Below are 15,008 nucleotides of genomic sequence, written 5' to 3'. Positions count from 1 at the left end.
GATTCTTCCGGTTTCCCGTATTGTCTGGATGGATATCTTTTAGGCTGGCAAGCGTCGGATGGTGGCGCCCAGCAACTGCAGTTTCTCTTCGATACACTCGTAACCGCGGTCGATGTGGTAAATGCGGTCAACAATGGTATCGCCGTCAGCCATCAGCCCAGCGATAACCAGGCTGGCCGAGGCCCTCAGATCCGTCGCCATGACCGGCGCGCCGGTAAGGTGATCCACGCCCTTGATGATGGCAGCGTTGCCTTCCAGCGTGATGTCCGCGCCCATCCGGATCAGCTCCTGCAGGTGCATGAACCGGTTTTCGAATACGGTTTCCACGATGGTGCCGGTACCTTCGGCCACCGCATTCATTGCAGCAAACTGGGCCTGCATGTCTGTGGGAAAGGCCGGATAAGGCGCTGTGCGCAGGCTCACCGCTTTCGGGCGATTGCCTTTCATGTCCAGCTCGATCCAGTCCGGACCGGTGTTGATGTGGGCGCCGGCCTCTTCAAGCTTGAGCACCACTGCTTCCAGCAGGTCTTCCCGGGTATCCTTCAACTTCACACGACCGCCGGTTGCGGCGGCAGCCACCAGGTAGGTACCGGTTTCAACCCGGTCTGGCAGCACGTTGTAATGACAACCGTGCAAACGCTCGACACCGTTGATTTCAATGGTGGCAGTACCGTGACCTTTGATGTCTGCGCCCATGGCAATCAGACACTCGGCAAGGTCGACAACCTCCGGCTCGCGGGCCGCGTTTTCCAGGATGGTTTTTCCGTCTGCCAGGGCAGCGGCCATCATCAGGTTCTCTGTGCCAGTTACGGTGACGGTATCCAGGAAAATGTGGGCGCCCTTCAGGCGACCGTTGGTCTTGGCCTTGATGTAGCCATTCTCGACCTTGATCTCTGCGCCCATCATTTCAAGGCCGTGGATGTGCAGGTTCACCGGACGGCTACCGATTGCACAGCCGCCTGGCAGGGATACTTCCGCCTCGCCGAAGTGGGCAACAAGGGGACCCAGCACCAGGATGGAGGCGCGCATGGTTTTCACCAGCTCGTACGGCGCGTGGAAGTGCTTGATGGTATTGGCGTGAATTTCCACGCTCATTTTCTCATCAATAATCACCTCAACGCCCATGCGGCCAAGAAGCTCGATCATGGTGGTTACGTCGTGCAGGTGCGGCAGATTGCCGACGGTCACCGGCTCATCCGCCAGCAGGGTTGCTGCCAAAATCGGCAGTGCGGCGTTCTTGGCACCGGAAATCCGGATTTCACCATCCAGAGGCTTGCGGCCCCTGATCAGAAGTTTATCCACAATAAATATCCTGTTTTGTCCGGGCCGTTCAGCCCTGGCGCTCGGCCCATTCAGCCGGAGTAAAGGCTTTCGGATGAAGTGCGTGAATCGTGCCATCCATGATCTGTTGGAACAGCGCCTTGTTGATCAGCTGCTGGCGCTTGATGGTCGGCAGGCCTTCGAAGACATCACCCACCACGACGACCAGATAATGGGTACCATCAACCTGTACCTGAACTTCGCAGCCGGGCAACGCTTCCTTGACCAGCTCGGTGACTTGGGTGGCATCCATAGAAAATCCTCGGGTGTTTTGAAATCAGGGGCGAGATTGTAACCAATTCCGGCGCTCGGGTCAGCTTTACTGTCTTGTAAACAGAGGGCCCGAGACCGGAAAATTCAGTGGGGCGCCTGGGAAGTTTCCGGGCGAAAACCCGTAAGCTGGTCATCCAGGTTGCTCAGGGCCGCCAGAGAAGCCAATCGACTACTGACGCCCCGGAATGAGAGGGTAATACCGGCTTGATGTGCCAGGCGCTGCCAGCAGAGCAGCATAGATAGCACCACACTGTGCGCGGTAACCAGGCCATCAAGGTCGATAACCAGGTCCCTGGATACCGAGCGGATCAGTTTCTCGCCCTCGTTCCGCAGGCTGACCACCGTGTCCGGAGTAACCTCTCCAGACACAATCAGGACTCCGTCGGAAAGCTGAACCCGAGGCACACCTGTCGTCATGAGTTGTCCACTTCCGCCTCCAGGTTCAGCGATTCAACGGCATCGCTCCAGCCGTCAATCACCACCTGAATCTGGCCGCGGTTTTCTTCCATTTCCTGACTGAACCGATCCCTGAAGGCCAGACCGATGTTCACGCCCTCAACGATCACGTTTTCCATCAACCACTTGCCTTCGGAGTTCCTGTACATTGAGTAGGTCACCGGGTAACGGTTTCCGGATGCACTGATAACCTCCATCTGAACAGAGGCACGGTCGTCACTCTGCGGGTTGATGGTCGCTTCTTTAACCTGAATCTCGAAATTTTCGGCGTTGACCAGCGCCTGTGCGTAGCTGTCAAACAGGCTGCGCTTGAACTTGACCACGAATTCGTCCCTCTGCTCAGGCGTGGTCTGCCGGGCGTAACGCCCCATCACTCGCGCAGCAATACGGCGGAAGTCCACAAAATCCGTCAATGCCTTGTCCATGCTCTCGTAGAACGCTTCCGGATCTCGCTCGTACAGCCCGCGCTCTTCATTGAGCTTTTCCACGAGCCGCTGGGTGTTTTCATCCACATAGTTCCGGAGATCCTCCGCGTCACCAGCGCGAGCCGGCATAACGAGAACCAGAGCCATCAGAAGGCCAAGTAGAATGTGGTGTTTCAGTGCAAACATCAGGATCTCCTGTTAAATCTTTCCGGCCCGAGTCAGCGGCCCGATGCAAAGTTGCTGATCAATCGCTCCAGGTTCATGGCCGACTGCGTCGAATAGAAGGTATCGCCTTCCTTCAGCGAGTCCATCTCGGCCCCTATCGATATATCAATGTACTGTTCACCAAGCAGGCCGGATGTACGTATAACTGCGGAACTGTCGGAGGGGATATTGTCGACGTCCGAGTGAATCGACATTTGCACCCGCGCCTGAAATGTCTCTTTATTCAGGCTAATGGACTCAATGGTGCCCACGGTCACCCCTGCCATGGAGACTCGCCCACGCGGCGTAAGCCCGCCGGTATCGTTGAAATTGGCGTAGATCGTGTAGGTGCTGTCGGCCGACTTCGGCGACAGTCCGCTCACCTGCAATGCGAGGAAAAGCAGCGCCGCGCAGCCTGCGATCATGAACAGTCCAACGATGATTTCAGTGGTTCTCTGTGCCATTTCCGGCTCCGGTATTCTCTCGTTAATCGATGATTCAGAAATCGCCAAACATTACAGCGGTCAGCACAAAATCCAGGCCCAGCACGGCCAGCGAGGAGTAAACCACGGTTTTGGTGGTCGCCGAACTGATACCTGCCGAGGTCGGCACGCAGTCATAACCCTGATAAACCGCGATCCAGGCGCAGACAAAGCCGAAAACAACGCTTTTAATGACGCCGTTCAGGACGTCATCAACAAAATCCACCGACGACTGCATGTTGCCCCAGAAGGAGCCTTCAAACACGCCTAGCCAGTCTACACCTACCAGCATCCCGCCCCAGATGCCGACCACCGAGAAAATCACGGCAAGCACAGGCATGGCGATAAATCCGGCCCAGAGCCGGGGCGCAATGACGCGCCGCAGCGGGTCCACGCCCATCATCTCCATACTGGACAGTTGCTCGGTGGCTTTCATCAAACCGATTTCCGCCGTCAGCGCCGAACCCGCCCGGCCCGCAAACAACAGCGCAGTCACAACAGGCCCGAGTTCACGCACCAGAGTCAGGGCTATCATCTGACCGATGGCTGCCTCAGAGCCATAATCGCTCAGGATCGTATACCCCTGCAGCCCCAGCACCATGCCGATAAACAGGCCGGACACCACAATGATGGCCAGGGACAGAACACCAACAGCGTAAAGCTGTTTCAGCAGGAGCGGGAAACCGGTGGCCGGCCTCGGCACCCCGCCCAGAACGCCCGCCAGGAAACGACCGGATCGGCCGAATGAGGAGACAATATCAAGACCGAGACGACCGAAGGCCGCTATTCTGTCGATCAAGAGGCACCCCCGGACAACCCGAAGTCCTGAGCGGCGCCATCCGCGGGGTAATGGAACGGCACGGGGCCGTCCGGCTGCCCCTGAAGGAACTGCTGCACCTGCCCGGAGGGATGGGCCCGCAACTCTTCCGGCGTGCCTTCACCGATCACCTTGCCGTCCGAGATGATGCAGGCGTAATGACAGATGCTCAGGGACTCAGGCACGTCGTGGGAGACCAGCACGCTGGTCAGCCCCATGGAACCGTTCAGATCACGGATCAGCTTGACCAGAACGCCCATGGCAATCGGGTCCTGGCCCGCAAATGGCTCGTCGTACATGATCAGCTCCGGATCCAGGGCAATGCTTCGGGCCAGAGCCACGCGGCGGGTCATGCCTCCGGACAACTCCGAGGGCATCAACTGGCGGGCACCACGCAAGCCAACGGCTTCCAGTTTCATCAGGACGATGTCACGGATCATGTCTTCCGGTAGTTTTGTATGAACCCTAAGCGGGAAGGCGACGTTCTCGAACACGCTCAGATCCGTGAACAGTGCCCCGCTCTGGAACAGCATGCCCATCTTTTCGCGGAGGCTGTAGAGGGCCTTTCGTTTGAGCTTCGGGACCTCATGACCATCCACCACAACACTGCCGGAATCGGGCTTGAGCTGACCACCAATGAGGCGCAACAGTGTGGTCTTGCCAGTGCCACTGGGGCCCATGATAGCGGTAATTTTTCCGCGCGGAATCTCCAGGCTGACACCGTCGAAGATACGGCGCCCTGAACGGGAGAACACGACATCCTTGAGCGATATGTAGGCCGGTGAATTCATAATCCATACCTTTAAAAGAGGGGCTACATTATGCCAAGGAGCGTTCAAGCTCAATCCAAACAGCCCAAAATGTACTGATAGCAATGATCAGTTTGACTGAACTTTCGGTAAGCGGGCATTGTTGCCGGGTGAAAATGGTATACTCTGCCCAACATTTTCAATGTCCCGACAGCCAGGCCCCAAGCCCGATGACCGAACCGACACCCAATGATTTCCGATCCTCTGCCATCCGCGCCATCCGCATCGAGCGCGACGCCATTGATGCCCTTGAGAACCGGATCGACGACCAGTTCACCCGGGCCTGCGACGTCATTATGAACTGCAAGGGCCGCGTGGTGGTGACCGGCATGGGAAAATCCGGCCACATCGGCAACAAGATTGCGGCCACCCTGGCAAGTACCGGCACGCCCTCTTTTTTCGTGCATCCCGGCGAGGCAAGCCACGGTGACATGGGCATGATCACCCCTCAGGATGTGGTGATTGCTATCTCCAACAGTGGCAGCACCAGCGAGGTGGTCACCATTCTGCCGCTTATCAAACGCATGGGTGCCCCCCTGATCAGCATGACAGGCAATGCCAGCTCCATCCTGGCCCGGGAAGCCATTGCCAACCTGGACGTCAGCGTGATGGTGGAAGCCTGCCCCCTGGGCCTTGCCCCCACCTCCTCGACAACGGCCACCCTGGTCATGGGCGACGCTCTTGCAGTTGCCCTGCTCGAAGCTCGCGGCTTCAGTGCCGAGGATTTTGCCTTCTCGCACCCCGGGGGCAGCTTGGGGCGCCGGCTTCTGCTCCGGGTATCCGACATCATGCACACAGGTGACCAGATTCCGGTCGTCAACGAGAGCACACTTCTCAGTGGCGCACTCCTTGAAATCTCCCGCAAGGGGCTTGGCATGACCACCGTCGTCAATCAGGACGGCACCCTCACCGGAATATTTACGGACGGTGACCTGCGCCGGACCCTGGATCGGTCAGTGGATATTCATAATACCCCCATCAGCGAGGTGATGACCCGGAATGGCAAAACCATTCAGGCCGATCATCTTGCGGCGGAAGCGCTCAATATCATGGAGGAAATGAAGATCAACGCCCTGCCGGTGACGGACGACGCAGGTGCTCTGGTTGGCGCCATCAACATGCATGACCTGCTGCGGGCCGGCGTAATATAAGGGCTATGGGGAGCTATGTGATATGACGCACCAATGGCCGGACGCCCTGCTTACAAAAGCTGCCAGAATCCGACTGATTGCCCTCGATGTCGACGGCATTATGAGCGATGGCAAGCTTTACTTCAGCGCCAACGGCGATGAACTGAAGGCATTCAACATCCTCGACGGTCTGGGGTTGAAACAGCTGATGGCGGCCGGCATTACCGTCGCCGTTATTACCGGCCGGCAGTCGCCGCTGACTGAGAAACGGATGCGCGATCTTGGCATACCTCACCTTATGCAGGGGCGCGAAGATAAGAAAGTGGCCCTGCAGGAGCTGGTGAGCACCATGGACATTGGTCCGGAAGCCATCGCCTATATGGGCGACGATTTGCCAGATCTGCCGGCGCTCAGATTCGCCGGGCTCGGCATCACCGTACCCAACGGTTACTGGCTGGTGCAGCAACATGCGGACTACTGCACCCACGCTCGAGGCGGAGAAGGTGCGGTGCGGGAAGCCTGCGATCTGCTGCTTACCGCCCACGGCAAGCTTGATTCTACACTGGCACCCTATCTGGAGCCCGAGGCGTGAACTGGCTCCCGGACCGGCCCTGGCTGCGAACCCTGGCGCTGGCTGGCACCGTGGTGGCAGCCGTCTTTTTGCTCTGGCAAAGCGATGAGCCGCCGGTCATCGATGATGAGGCAGCGGCGCTGAGGGGCGATGCCGAGCCAGACGGCTTCGTGGTGAATGGCCGGTACACTTCCTTCGACGAATCAGGGAACCTGAAGATCCGGTTCTCCAGCCCTCGCATCGAACAGTTCGAGGAAGGCAACCTTGCCACCATGGACTCTCCCCGTGCCGAACTCTATGGCGGCGACGGCGCCCTACCCTGGATTGTTGAAGCCGAGAATGGCAGCCTGCTACAGAACCAGAATCTGGTGTACCTGACGGACAATGTCCGGATTCAGCGCACGATTGGAGAACGGGACGCCACCCTGACAACATCAACCCTGACCCTGGATAACGACCGGGGCATGGTATATACAGATGCACCCGTAGAAATACGCGACGTTACCGGTATTACCCGGGCCACGGGCATGAAAGCGTGGATAGACGAGCGGATTCTGGAACTGAACTCCCAGGTGGAAGGACGCTATGAAACCGGAAACTAACCGATACCGGCGCCTGCTGGTTGCCCTGCTGACAGCCGCGATGACCGGCCCGGCGGCCGCTTTCGACCTTGATTCCGACACCCCCATCAAGGTTACCGCAGACAATGCACGCCTCGACGACAGTCAGGGCATTGCCACCTACACCGGGGATGTAGAACTTGAGCAGGGCAACACCCGGCTGAACGCGGACCGGGTAGTCCTCTATCGCTCCGAGGACGGGCTGAGCCGGATCGAAGCCTCCGGCACCCCGGCCAGATATCGGCAGCCGGCGCGAGAGGGCGAAGGAGAAACCGACGCACGCGCCCTGAACATTACCTGGTCAGCCACCGACAGTCGGCTGACCTTTGAACGCGAAGCAGTCATCGAGCAGAATGGCAACCTGTTCCGCGGCGACGTCATTCATTATGATACCGCCGGCCGGGTAGTGACCGCTGAAGGCGGCGCCGACACGGGCGAAGGCAGCGGCCGGGTAGAGATGGTGATTCAGCCACGCAGCGCCGACAGACGCACTGACAGACAGGAAACCGATGGCAGTTCTGAGAGCCAGTAACCTGGCAAAGAGTTACAAGCAGAAAAAAGTGGTGATCGACGTTTCCCTGGAAATTCGCAGTGGGGAGATAGTGGGACTGCTTGGCCCCAACGGCGCCGGGAAAACCACCTGCTTCTACATGATCGTCGGGCTGGTCCCTGCCGATCGTGGCCGTATCACCATCGACAGCCGGGATATTACGCCACTGCCGATGCACGGACGCGCCCAGCAAGGCATCGGTTACCTGCCCCAGGAAGCCTCGGTGTTCCGCAAGTTGTCGGTACGCGACAACATCATGGCGATCCTCGAAACCCGTCGGGGGCTGGGCAAAGCGGATCGAGAGAAAAAGCTCGAGGAGTTGCTGGAAGAATTCCACATAACCCATATCCGGGACAGCGTTGGCATGGCCCTGTCGGGAGGGGAACGGCGACGGGTGGAAATTGCCCGGGCGCTGGCCATGGAACCGGCCTTCATACTTCTGGATGAACCCTTCGCCGGTGTCGACCCGATATCCGTAAGCGACATCAAGCACATCATCCGGCATCTGCGTGACAAGGGTATTGGCGTTCTGATTACCGATCATAACGTGCGAGAGACCCTGGACATCTGCGAGAACGCCTACATTGTCTCCGGAGGCCACATCATCGCCTCCGGCAATGCCGATGCGATTTTGGCCAACCAGCAAGTCAAGGAAGTCTACCTGGGCGATGAATTCAGGCTGTGACACCGAAAGGCTCATTGTTTTGATGACCTGTAGCAAGTAAACTCGGCAAAGAACTTGCTAGGGTAAAATAAAACGACGGCAAGTAACCGGCATATATAGAATTTTTCACGACTTATGACACAAAGCGCTGATGAGTGACGGATCCTGAACCATGGTTATGAAAGCCTCCTTACAGTTAAAGCTGGGTCAGAGCCTGACCATGACGCCCCAGCTGCAACAGGCGATCCGGCTTCTCCAGCTCTCCACCCTCGACCTCCAACAGGAAATCCAGCAGGCACTGGAATCCAACCCCATGCTGGAGACATCCGAGGACGATGATCAGGCTGACGCAACCGCCGAGAACGACGAGCGCGAGACTAACGATAAAGAATCCGCGGCCGAGTCCGCGCCGGAACCTTCGAGCGACTGGGACGAATCAGAGAACGGTCCGGACTGGTCCTCCGAGAACGACATTCCGGACAACATTCCGGATGACCTGCCAGTAGACACCGCCTGGGACGACATCTACCAGTCCGCGCCCGCGCCGGCCGCCCGCAACGACGACGAGAACGATCACGATTTCGAGACCCGCAACTCGCCCACCGAAACACTTCAGGATCACCTGGAATGGCAGCTCAATCTGACCCCGCTGAGTGAACGGGACCAGGCCATTGCCCATGCCCTGATGGACGCTGTGGATGAGCGCGGCTATCTCACCAGCCCCCTGGAAGAAATCCACGCCGGACTGCTGGATGAGAACGAGGAAGACCCTCTGGAACTGGATGAAGTGGAAGCCGTCTTGCACCGCCTCCAGCACTTTGATCCGCCAGGGGTGTTTGCCCGGGATCTGCAGGAATGCCTGCTGATCCAGCTCAACCAGCTACCACCCGAGACGCCCTGGCTGGCCCAGGCGCGACTGGTGATTACCCACTACATCAATCTGCTGGGCAACCGTGACTACGCCCAGTTGCTGCGGCGCAGCCGTCTGAAAGAAGATCAGTTGCGGGAAGTCCTGGCATTGATCACCGGCCTTAACCCGCGGCCGGGCGACGTGATTGATCGCGCCGAACCCGACTACGTTATTCCGGACGTTATCGTTCGCAAGCACAATGGCCGCTGGCGTGTTGAGCTGAATCCGGAAATTGCCCCGCGCATTCGGGTGAATGCCAGCTATGCTTCACTTATAAGGCGTGCGGACAGCAGTGCCGACAACACCTACCTGCGTGATCAGTTGCAGGAGGCCAAGTGGTTTATCAAGAGCCTGCAGAGCCGCAATGAGACCCTGTTGAAAGTGGCGACCCGTATTGTCGAACACCAGCAGGGATTCCTGGATCACGGCGAGGAAGCCATGAAGCCGCTGATTCTTTCAGACATCGCCCAGGCGGTAGAAATGCATGAATCGACGATTTCACGGGTAACCACCCAGAAATACATGCATACCCCAAGGGGCATTTTCGAGTTGAAATATTTCTTCTCCAGCCACGTCAGCACTGACGAGGGTGGCGAATGCTCCTCCACGGCCATCCGGGCGATGATCAAGAAGCTCATTGCTGCGGAAACCCCCAAAAAGCCGTTGAGCGACAGTAAAATTGCAGCCATGCTAGGGGAACAGGGAATCAAGGTTGCGCGACGCACCGTTGCCAAGTACCGGGAGGCCATGCACATTCCGCCGTCCAACGAGCGCAAGCGGCTGGTCTGAATACCCCGGTGCGGGACGCAACACCTTATTCGCCGGCGCACACTGCGCCAGCACCCAGACCGGCTCCCGGGAGCCGGCACGATGACAACAGGAGACGCCTATGCAACTCAATATTTCAGGCCATCACGTAGAACTGACTCCCGCACTGAAAGATTACGTTTCAGAGAAGTTCGAAAAGCTCGAGCGTCACTTCGACCACATCAGTAACTGCCAGGTGACCCTGGAAGTGGAAAAGGTGCGCCAGATTGCGGAAGCCACGTTGCACGTGGTTGGTGGTGAGATTCACGCAAAGGCAGAAAACGAGGACATGTACGCAGCCATCGATGCCCTGATCGATAAACTGGACCGCCAGATCCTCAAGCACAAGGAAAAGAATGTAGACCGGATGCACGGAAACGGCTCTCGCTAACTGGCTGTTTTCATGCAAGTCATCTAATCGAGCTGCGACATGAACAACGTGTCGCAGCCTTTTTTTTAACGGAAACGCAGTCGATCCATGAGCGACACATCCCTGACCATAGACACTATTCTTGTTCCGGAGCTCACCCTCTGCAGGGTACCTGCGTCCAGCAAGAAACGGGCCCTGGAGTTTATTGCCGAGCAAATAAACCACCAGGACAACACGCTCAGCGAGACCCAGCTCTTCAACAACCTCATTTCCCGTGAGCGCCTGGGCAGTACCGGCATTGGCCAGGGGATCGCCATTCCCCACTGTCGCCTGGAGGGCCTTGATCACGTGGTGGGCGTGCTGATGACGCTCGAAGAAAGCGTTGAATTCGATGCCATCGACAATCAGCCGGTGGATCTGATTTTTGCCCTGATCGTCCCGAAAGAGGCAACCAGCGAACACCTGGAGCTGCTCAGCCAACTGGCAGAGAAGTTCAATGAGCGGTCGTTCTGTGATCGCCTCCGGCAATGTGAGGACGCCGGCACGCTGTACCAGCGCATGACCGCCTCAGGCGGCTGATTTTCATTGCAGTGGAGGTGATTTGGTCATGAAGCTGATTATCGTCAGTGGCAGGTCCGGTTCGGGTAAAAGTACCGCGCTTCATGTGCTGGAGGACCTCGGGTTCTACTGCATCGACAATCTTCCCATTGGCTTGCTCTTTCCTCTCACCCGGGAAGCAGCGAGCCAGACCAAGCCCGGCCGGCTCGGCAAGATGGCGGTCAGCATTGATGCGCGCAACCTTTCCGGCGAGCTCGCCAATTTCGAGGAAATTTACCGGCGCCTCCAGGAGACCGGGGTTACCGTTGAAATTATCTTCCTTGATGCCGACGAGCAGTCACTTCTCCAGCGTTTCCATGCTACCCGCAGAAAGCACCCGCTGAGTGACGACAGGACCTCCCTCAGGGAAGCCATTACCAGCGAGAAGAAGCTGCTTGAACCACTTTCCAAGCTTTCCGACCTGTATGTGAACACCACCGGTATGTCGATGTACGAACTTCGGGATATGGTGAAGCAGCGAGTCGTGGGCCGGAAGGATCAGGAACTGGCACTGCTGTTCCAGTCGTTTGGCTTCAAGCACGGAGTACCGCTGGATTCCGACTATGTTTTCGATGTTCGCTGTTTGCCCAACCCTTATTGGGATACCAGTCTGCGGAAGTACGTGGGCACGGATCAGCCGGTTATAGAATTTCTGGAAAAAGAACCGGCGAGCCGGAAGATGATCGACGACCTGAAGGCCTTCCTGGATACCTGGCTGCCTTCTTTCGCAGACAGCAACCGCAGCTATATGACGATTTCCATTGGCTGTACCGGCGGCCAGCACCGTTCAGTGTATGTTTGCGAGCAATTGGGCGACTACTTCCGGCAGCGTTACAGCAATGTGCAGGTACGCCATACCGAACTGCCACACCTTCAGACCCGGGAAGAGATCTGATCGAACCATGATTCGCCGCCCGATTACCATTATCAACAAGCTGGGTTTGCACGCGCGCGCCACGGCCAAACTCGTTAACACGGCATCCAGATTCGACAGCAGTGTGCGGATTAGTGGCAAGGGCCGGGATGTAGACGCAAAAAACATCATGCAGGTGATGATGCTGGCCGCCAGCAAGGGGACCGATGTGGAGCTTATTGCCGATGGTCCGGATGAAGAGCAGGCCATAGAAGCCCTGGCCGAACTGATCAACGATTATTTCGGCGAAGGTGAGTAAAATAGACACATGACCGATATTCTGGAAAAAAGCCAGGCCCGCCAGCGCCTTCGCTCACTGAGCGAGGCCCTGGACAGTGGCGCACTGAAACAGGTTGCCCGCATCCTGAACGGTGGCCTGAGCCCCAGTGATATTGCCCATCTGCTCGAATCCTCTCCGCCCCGCCAGCGTGCCCTGCTCTGGAACCTGGTAGACAAAGAGCTGGAGGGCGAGGTTCTCCAGTATCTCAGCGATGATATCCGGGGTTACTTCCTGAGCCAGTTGAACGCCCAGGAACTGGCCGACATCATCGAGGATTTCGAATCCGACGACCTGGCGGACCTGCTGCAGCAGCTGCCGGATACGGTCATCCAGGAAGTCCTGGAGACCATGGACGAACAGGACCGGCAACGGGTTGAGGAAGTGCTCTCCTACCCGGAGGACACCGCCGGCGGCTTGATGAATACGGACACCATCACGGTGCGTCCGGACATCAGTATTGACGTTGTACTCCGCTACCTTCGCCGACACCGCAACCTTCCCCCCATGACCGACAGTCTGATCGTGGTGAGCCGGAGGGATGATTTCATTGGCATGCTGCCGATTACCAAGATGCTGGTATCCAACCCCGCCTCCACCGTGCGGGAAGTGATGGATACCGACATCGAGCCGATTCCCGTAAGCCTCTCCGACACCAAGGTAGCGACATTGTTTGAACGCTACGATCTGATCTCGGCGCCGGTGGTGAACGAGGAAGGCCGGCTTCTGGGCCGCATCACCATCGACGACGTGGTAGACGTTATCCGGGAGGATGCTGACCACTCCCTGATGAGCATGGCCGGTCTGGACGAGGACGAGGACACCTTCGCGCCGGTGTGGAAGACATCGCGCCGCCGCGCCGTCTGGCTGGGAATCAACCTGATCACCGCCCTGATTGCATCGGCGGTGATCGGTTTATTCGAGGAAACCATCGCCAAGGTCGTAGCTCTGGCGGTGCTGATGCCCATCGTAGCGAGCATGGGCGGTATTGCCGGCAGCCAGACCCTCACCCTCGTCATCCGAGGCATGGCGGTCGGGCAAATCAGTGGTGCCAATGTAAAATGGTTGCTGAACCGGGAGTTCCTGTCGGGCATCCTGAATGGAATGCTGTGGGCCGCCGTTGTTGCCGGCGCCGCCATGCTCTGGTTCCAGGATTTGCTGATAGGAGCCATTATCGCTGCCGCTCTGGTGATCAATCTGGTTGCAGCTGCCCTCGTCGGCACGGTCCTGCCACTGTTTCTCAAATCCCGCAACATCGACCCGGCCCTGGCAGGCAGCGTGATTCTCACGACCGTTACGGACGTGGTCGGTTTTATGGCGTTTCTCGGCCTTGCGACGATTTTCTATGCTTAAACGGATGTCGGATTTATGAAAGATCACCAAGACAACGACGCGCCAGAATACGACGGTCCCAGCAAATCCCAGTTGAAACGGGAGATGCATGCCCTGCAGGATCTTGGCAAGCGGATGCTCGATCTGAGCAATGATCAGCTGGAAACGCTGCCGATCAGCGACACACTTCGTGCCGCCATCGAAGAATCCCGGCGCATCCGCCAGAACGAGGCGAAACGGCGGCATCTGCAATACATCGGCAAGGTGATTCGCCAAGAAGATGATCCCGAGGCCCTGGCAAAAGCCATTGATGCCTTCGACGCCGGTAGCGAAGAGCACACCCGCCGGCATCACCTTGCGGAGCGCTGGCGGGATCGAATGATTTCGGAAGGGGACTCGGTTGTTGGGGAATTCTTCAGCTATTGCCCCAGCGCCGACATGCAGCATCTGCGCAACCTTGCCCGCAACGCCCGCAAGGATGTAGAGAAGCAAAAGAACACCGGCCAGGCCCGAAAACTCTTCCGGTACCTTCGGGAATGCATCGACGACGCTGAGGCGATGTGAACCTGTGAAGTCAGGGGCAGATGACGGTTCATCTGCCCTGCTTTCAGCCTTTGAGCCGACGGTGCTCCCACACTGGCATCCGGGTGCGCAGGTTGGCCACCTGATCCAGGTCCAGCTCGGCGGCAACCAGTCCCGGGCCTTCACCCATTTCCGTCACCACCCGCCCCCAGGGATCACAGATCAGGCTGTGGCCATAGGTGCGCCGGCGCTCGCTGTTCTGACCACCCTGGCCCGGCGCCACTACCCATACCTGGTTTTCGATAGCCCGCGCCCGGATCAACGGATACCAGTGAGCATCACCCGTCTGCCAGGTAAAAGCGCTCGGCAGGCAAATCCAGTCCACATTCTGCTCCCGCAACAGCCGGAACAGCTCCGGGAAGCGCAGGTCGTAACAGATCGCCAGCCCCAGCTTCCCGGCGGGCGTGTCCACGGTCACCACCTGCTCGCCGGGCTCGAAGGTGTCGGATTCCCGATACTGGCCATGGGCGTCTTCGACCATGGCGTCGAACAGGTGGATCTTGTCGTAGCGGGCAACTTCCCGGCCCTGATCGTCAAACACCAGGCAGGTCGCCCGAACCCGATCTTCGATCTCGGAGCCATCCGGTCGCTTGGCCACAGGCATTGATCCGCCCACGATCCAGATTCCGAGCTTTCGGGCCTGCTCCGCCAGAAATGCACTGATTACAGGCTCAGGGCCGGCTTCCTGACGGCCACAATCGATCATCTGAGACGTGGCCAGAACTGCAAAATTCTCTGGCAGCACCGCGACAGAAGCCCCCTCTGCGGCGGCCTCCTTCAACAGCTTTTGCGCTTCAGCCAGGTTGGCCTCGATATCATGGCCGCTGACCATCTGTATGGCCGCAACCCGGTTGGAAACACGCTTGCTCATAACTGCCTCCGCTATTGCCGAACAGAAA

Annotated in this window: 20 protein-coding genes; 12 read left to right on the top strand and 8 right to left on the bottom strand. The window is 58.1% G+C overall.

What is annotated here, in order from left to right; translation table 11 throughout:
* Positions 1-39 precede the first annotated feature (39 nt).
* The 7 genes from murA to ABNF92_RS17005 all read right to left on the bottom strand — a co-directional run bounded on the left by murA (position 40) and on the right by ABNF92_RS17005 (position 4,768).
* Complete coding sequence (murA, locus tag ABNF92_RS17035; protein ID WP_069183083.1) at positions 40-1,302, bottom strand: UDP-N-acetylglucosamine 1-carboxyvinyltransferase; 1,263 nt, start codon at positions 1,300-1,302, stop codon at positions 40-42.
* Positions 1,303-1,330: 28 nt separating this feature from the next.
* Entirely contained in the window at positions 1,331-1,573 is a 243-nt protein-coding gene (locus tag ABNF92_RS17030) for a BolA/IbaG family iron-sulfur metabolism protein (protein ID WP_349342802.1), read from the bottom strand.
* A 104-nt stretch (positions 1,574-1,677) separates the two neighbouring features.
* Positions 1,678-2,010 carry an STAS domain-containing protein gene (locus tag ABNF92_RS17025; RefSeq protein WP_349342801.1) on the bottom strand — a complete coding sequence of 111 codons (333 nt, stop codon included), beginning with the start codon at positions 2,008-2,010 and terminating at the stop codon, positions 1,678-1,680.
* Positions 2,007-2,660, bottom strand: a complete 654-nt coding sequence (locus tag ABNF92_RS17020) for an ABC transporter substrate-binding protein (RefSeq protein ID WP_349342800.1) — start codon at positions 2,658-2,660, stop codon at positions 2,007-2,009. The genes ABNF92_RS17025 and ABNF92_RS17020 overlap by 4 nt, the downstream gene beginning before the upstream one ends.
* 32 nt (positions 2,661-2,692) lie before the next feature.
* Complete coding sequence (gene mlaD / locus ABNF92_RS17015) at positions 2,693-3,142, bottom strand: outer membrane lipid asymmetry maintenance protein MlaD (protein ID WP_349342799.1); 450 nt, start codon at positions 3,140-3,142, stop codon at positions 2,693-2,695.
* A 34-nt stretch (positions 3,143-3,176) separates the two neighbouring features.
* On the bottom strand, positions 3,177-3,959 hold the full coding sequence (gene mlaE / locus ABNF92_RS17010; protein ID WP_305966742.1) for a lipid asymmetry maintenance ABC transporter permease subunit MlaE: 783 nt from the start codon (positions 3,957-3,959) through the stop codon (positions 3,177-3,179).
* Positions 3,956-4,768 carry an ATP-binding cassette domain-containing protein gene (locus ABNF92_RS17005; protein WP_349342798.1) on the bottom strand — a complete coding sequence of 271 codons (813 nt, stop codon included), beginning with the start codon at positions 4,766-4,768 and terminating at the stop codon, positions 3,956-3,958. Before ABNF92_RS17005 ends, mlaE begins: the two co-directional genes overlap by 4 nt.
* 188 nt (positions 4,769-4,956) lie before the next feature.
* Between ABNF92_RS17005 and ABNF92_RS17000 the strand changes: the two genes are divergently transcribed.
* The 12 genes from ABNF92_RS17000 to yjgA all read left to right on the top strand — a co-directional run bounded on the left by ABNF92_RS17000 (position 4,957) and on the right by yjgA (position 14,091).
* Positions 4,957-5,937, top strand: a complete 981-nt coding sequence (locus tag ABNF92_RS17000; protein ID WP_349342797.1) for a KpsF/GutQ family sugar-phosphate isomerase — start codon at positions 4,957-4,959, stop codon at positions 5,935-5,937.
* A 22-nt stretch (positions 5,938-5,959) separates the two neighbouring features.
* A complete protein-coding gene (locus tag ABNF92_RS16995; RefSeq protein WP_136630250.1) occupies positions 5,960-6,508 on the top strand; it encodes an HAD hydrolase family protein in 549 nt (182 codons plus the stop codon).
* Positions 6,505-7,089, top strand: a complete 585-nt coding sequence (gene lptC / locus ABNF92_RS16990; protein ID WP_069183075.1) for an LPS export ABC transporter periplasmic protein LptC — start codon at positions 6,505-6,507, stop codon at positions 7,087-7,089. Before ABNF92_RS16995 ends, lptC begins: the two co-directional genes overlap by 4 nt.
* On the top strand, positions 7,073-7,639 hold the full coding sequence (lptA, locus tag ABNF92_RS16985) for a lipopolysaccharide transport periplasmic protein LptA (RefSeq protein WP_349342796.1): 567 nt from the start codon (positions 7,073-7,075) through the stop codon (positions 7,637-7,639). The genes lptC and lptA overlap by 17 nt, the downstream gene beginning before the upstream one ends.
* Positions 7,617-8,342, top strand: a complete 726-nt coding sequence (gene lptB, locus ABNF92_RS16980) for an LPS export ABC transporter ATP-binding protein (RefSeq protein WP_069183073.1) — start codon at positions 7,617-7,619, stop codon at positions 8,340-8,342. The genes lptA and lptB overlap by 23 nt, the downstream gene beginning before the upstream one ends.
* Before the next feature lie 157 nt (positions 8,343-8,499).
* Entirely contained in the window at positions 8,500-10,020 is a 1,521-nt protein-coding gene (locus tag ABNF92_RS16975) for an RNA polymerase factor sigma-54 (protein ID WP_349344107.1), read from the top strand.
* Positions 10,021-10,120: 100 nt separating this feature from the next.
* Complete coding sequence (gene hpf / locus ABNF92_RS16970; protein WP_008170154.1) at positions 10,121-10,429, top strand: ribosome hibernation promoting factor; 309 nt, start codon at positions 10,121-10,123, stop codon at positions 10,427-10,429.
* An 87-nt stretch (positions 10,430-10,516) separates the two neighbouring features.
* Complete coding sequence (gene ptsN, locus ABNF92_RS16965) at positions 10,517-10,987, top strand: PTS IIA-like nitrogen regulatory protein PtsN (RefSeq protein WP_069183072.1); 471 nt, start codon at positions 10,517-10,519, stop codon at positions 10,985-10,987.
* Positions 10,988-11,015: 28 nt separating this feature from the next.
* A complete protein-coding gene (gene rapZ / locus ABNF92_RS16960; protein ID WP_349342795.1) occupies positions 11,016-11,900 on the top strand; it encodes an RNase adapter RapZ in 885 nt (294 codons plus the stop codon).
* A 7-nt stretch (positions 11,901-11,907) separates the two neighbouring features.
* Complete coding sequence (locus ABNF92_RS16955; protein ID WP_069183070.1) at positions 11,908-12,177, top strand: HPr family phosphocarrier protein; 270 nt, start codon at positions 11,908-11,910, stop codon at positions 12,175-12,177.
* A 9-nt stretch (positions 12,178-12,186) separates the two neighbouring features.
* Positions 12,187-13,548: a magnesium transporter gene (mgtE, locus tag ABNF92_RS16950; RefSeq protein WP_069183069.1), complete on the top strand. Its 1,362-nt coding sequence runs from the start codon at positions 12,187-12,189 to the stop codon at positions 13,546-13,548.
* Positions 13,549-13,563: 15 nt separating this feature from the next.
* The gene (yjgA, locus tag ABNF92_RS16945) at positions 13,564-14,091 is read left to right on the top strand and encodes a ribosome biogenesis factor YjgA (RefSeq protein WP_069183068.1); all 528 of its coding nucleotides are present in this window, start codon (positions 13,564-13,566) and stop codon (positions 14,089-14,091) included.
* Positions 14,092-14,134: 43 nt separating this feature from the next.
* Here the strand turns inward: yjgA and ABNF92_RS16940 are convergent, their stop codons facing one another.
* Complete coding sequence (locus ABNF92_RS16940) at positions 14,135-14,980, bottom strand: carbon-nitrogen hydrolase family protein (protein WP_349342794.1); 846 nt, start codon at positions 14,978-14,980, stop codon at positions 14,135-14,137.
* Positions 14,981-15,008 lie beyond the last annotated feature (28 nt).

The organism is Marinobacter sp. MMG032, assembly GCF_040112695.1.
GTDB lineage: Bacteria > Pseudomonadota > Gammaproteobacteria > Pseudomonadales > Oleiphilaceae > Marinobacter > Marinobacter salsuginis.
Note: the sequence above shows the minus strand (reverse complement) of the source record. Positions and strands in the feature narration are given on the sequence as shown.

Excerpts from the sequence above, each read along its gene's own strand:
- ABNF92_RS16995 (WP_136630250.1), top strand. The coding sequence starts at position 5,960 with ATGACGCACCAATGGCCGGACGCCCTGCTTACAAAAGCTGCCAGAATC.
- rapZ (WP_349342795.1), top strand. The coding sequence starts at position 11,016 with ATGAAGCTGATTATCGTCAGTGGCAGGTCCGGTTCGGGTAAAAGTACC.
- ABNF92_RS17025 (WP_349342801.1), bottom strand. The coding sequence starts at position 2,010 with ATGACGACAGGTGTGCCTCGGGTTCAGCTTTCCGACGGAGTCCTGATT.
- ABNF92_RS17020 (WP_349342800.1), bottom strand. The coding sequence starts at position 2,660 with ATGTTTGCACTGAAACACCACATTCTACTTGGCCTTCTGATGGCTCTG.
- ABNF92_RS16955 (WP_069183070.1), top strand. The coding sequence starts at position 11,908 with ATGATTCGCCGCCCGATTACCATTATCAACAAGCTGGGTTTGCACGCG.
- ptsN (WP_069183072.1), top strand. The coding sequence starts at position 10,517 with ATGAGCGACACATCCCTGACCATAGACACTATTCTTGTTCCGGAGCTC.
- hpf (WP_008170154.1), top strand. The coding sequence starts at position 10,121 with ATGCAACTCAATATTTCAGGCCATCACGTAGAACTGACTCCCGCACTG.
- ABNF92_RS16940 (WP_349342794.1), bottom strand. The coding sequence starts at position 14,980 with ATGAGCAAGCGTGTTTCCAACCGGGTTGCGGCCATACAGATGGTCAGC.
- yjgA (WP_069183068.1), top strand. The coding sequence starts at position 13,564 with ATGAAAGATCACCAAGACAACGACGCGCCAGAATACGACGGTCCCAGC.
- ABNF92_RS17030 (WP_349342802.1), bottom strand. The coding sequence starts at position 1,573 with ATGGATGCCACCCAAGTCACCGAGCTGGTCAAGGAAGCGTTGCCCGGC.
- ABNF92_RS17005 (WP_349342798.1), bottom strand. The coding sequence starts at position 4,768 with ATGAATTCACCGGCCTACATATCGCTCAAGGATGTCGTGTTCTCCCGT.
- ABNF92_RS16975 (WP_349344107.1), top strand. The coding sequence starts at position 8,500 with ATGAAAGCCTCCTTACAGTTAAAGCTGGGTCAGAGCCTGACCATGACG.
- lptB (WP_069183073.1), top strand. The coding sequence starts at position 7,617 with ATGGCAGTTCTGAGAGCCAGTAACCTGGCAAAGAGTTACAAGCAGAAA.
- lptA (WP_349342796.1), top strand. The coding sequence starts at position 7,073 with ATGAAACCGGAAACTAACCGATACCGGCGCCTGCTGGTTGCCCTGCTG.
- mgtE (WP_069183069.1), top strand. The coding sequence starts at position 12,187 with ATGACCGATATTCTGGAAAAAAGCCAGGCCCGCCAGCGCCTTCGCTCA.
- mlaD (WP_349342799.1), bottom strand. The coding sequence starts at position 3,142 with ATGGCACAGAGAACCACTGAAATCATCGTTGGACTGTTCATGATCGCA.
- ABNF92_RS17000 (WP_349342797.1), top strand. The coding sequence starts at position 4,957 with ATGACCGAACCGACACCCAATGATTTCCGATCCTCTGCCATCCGCGCC.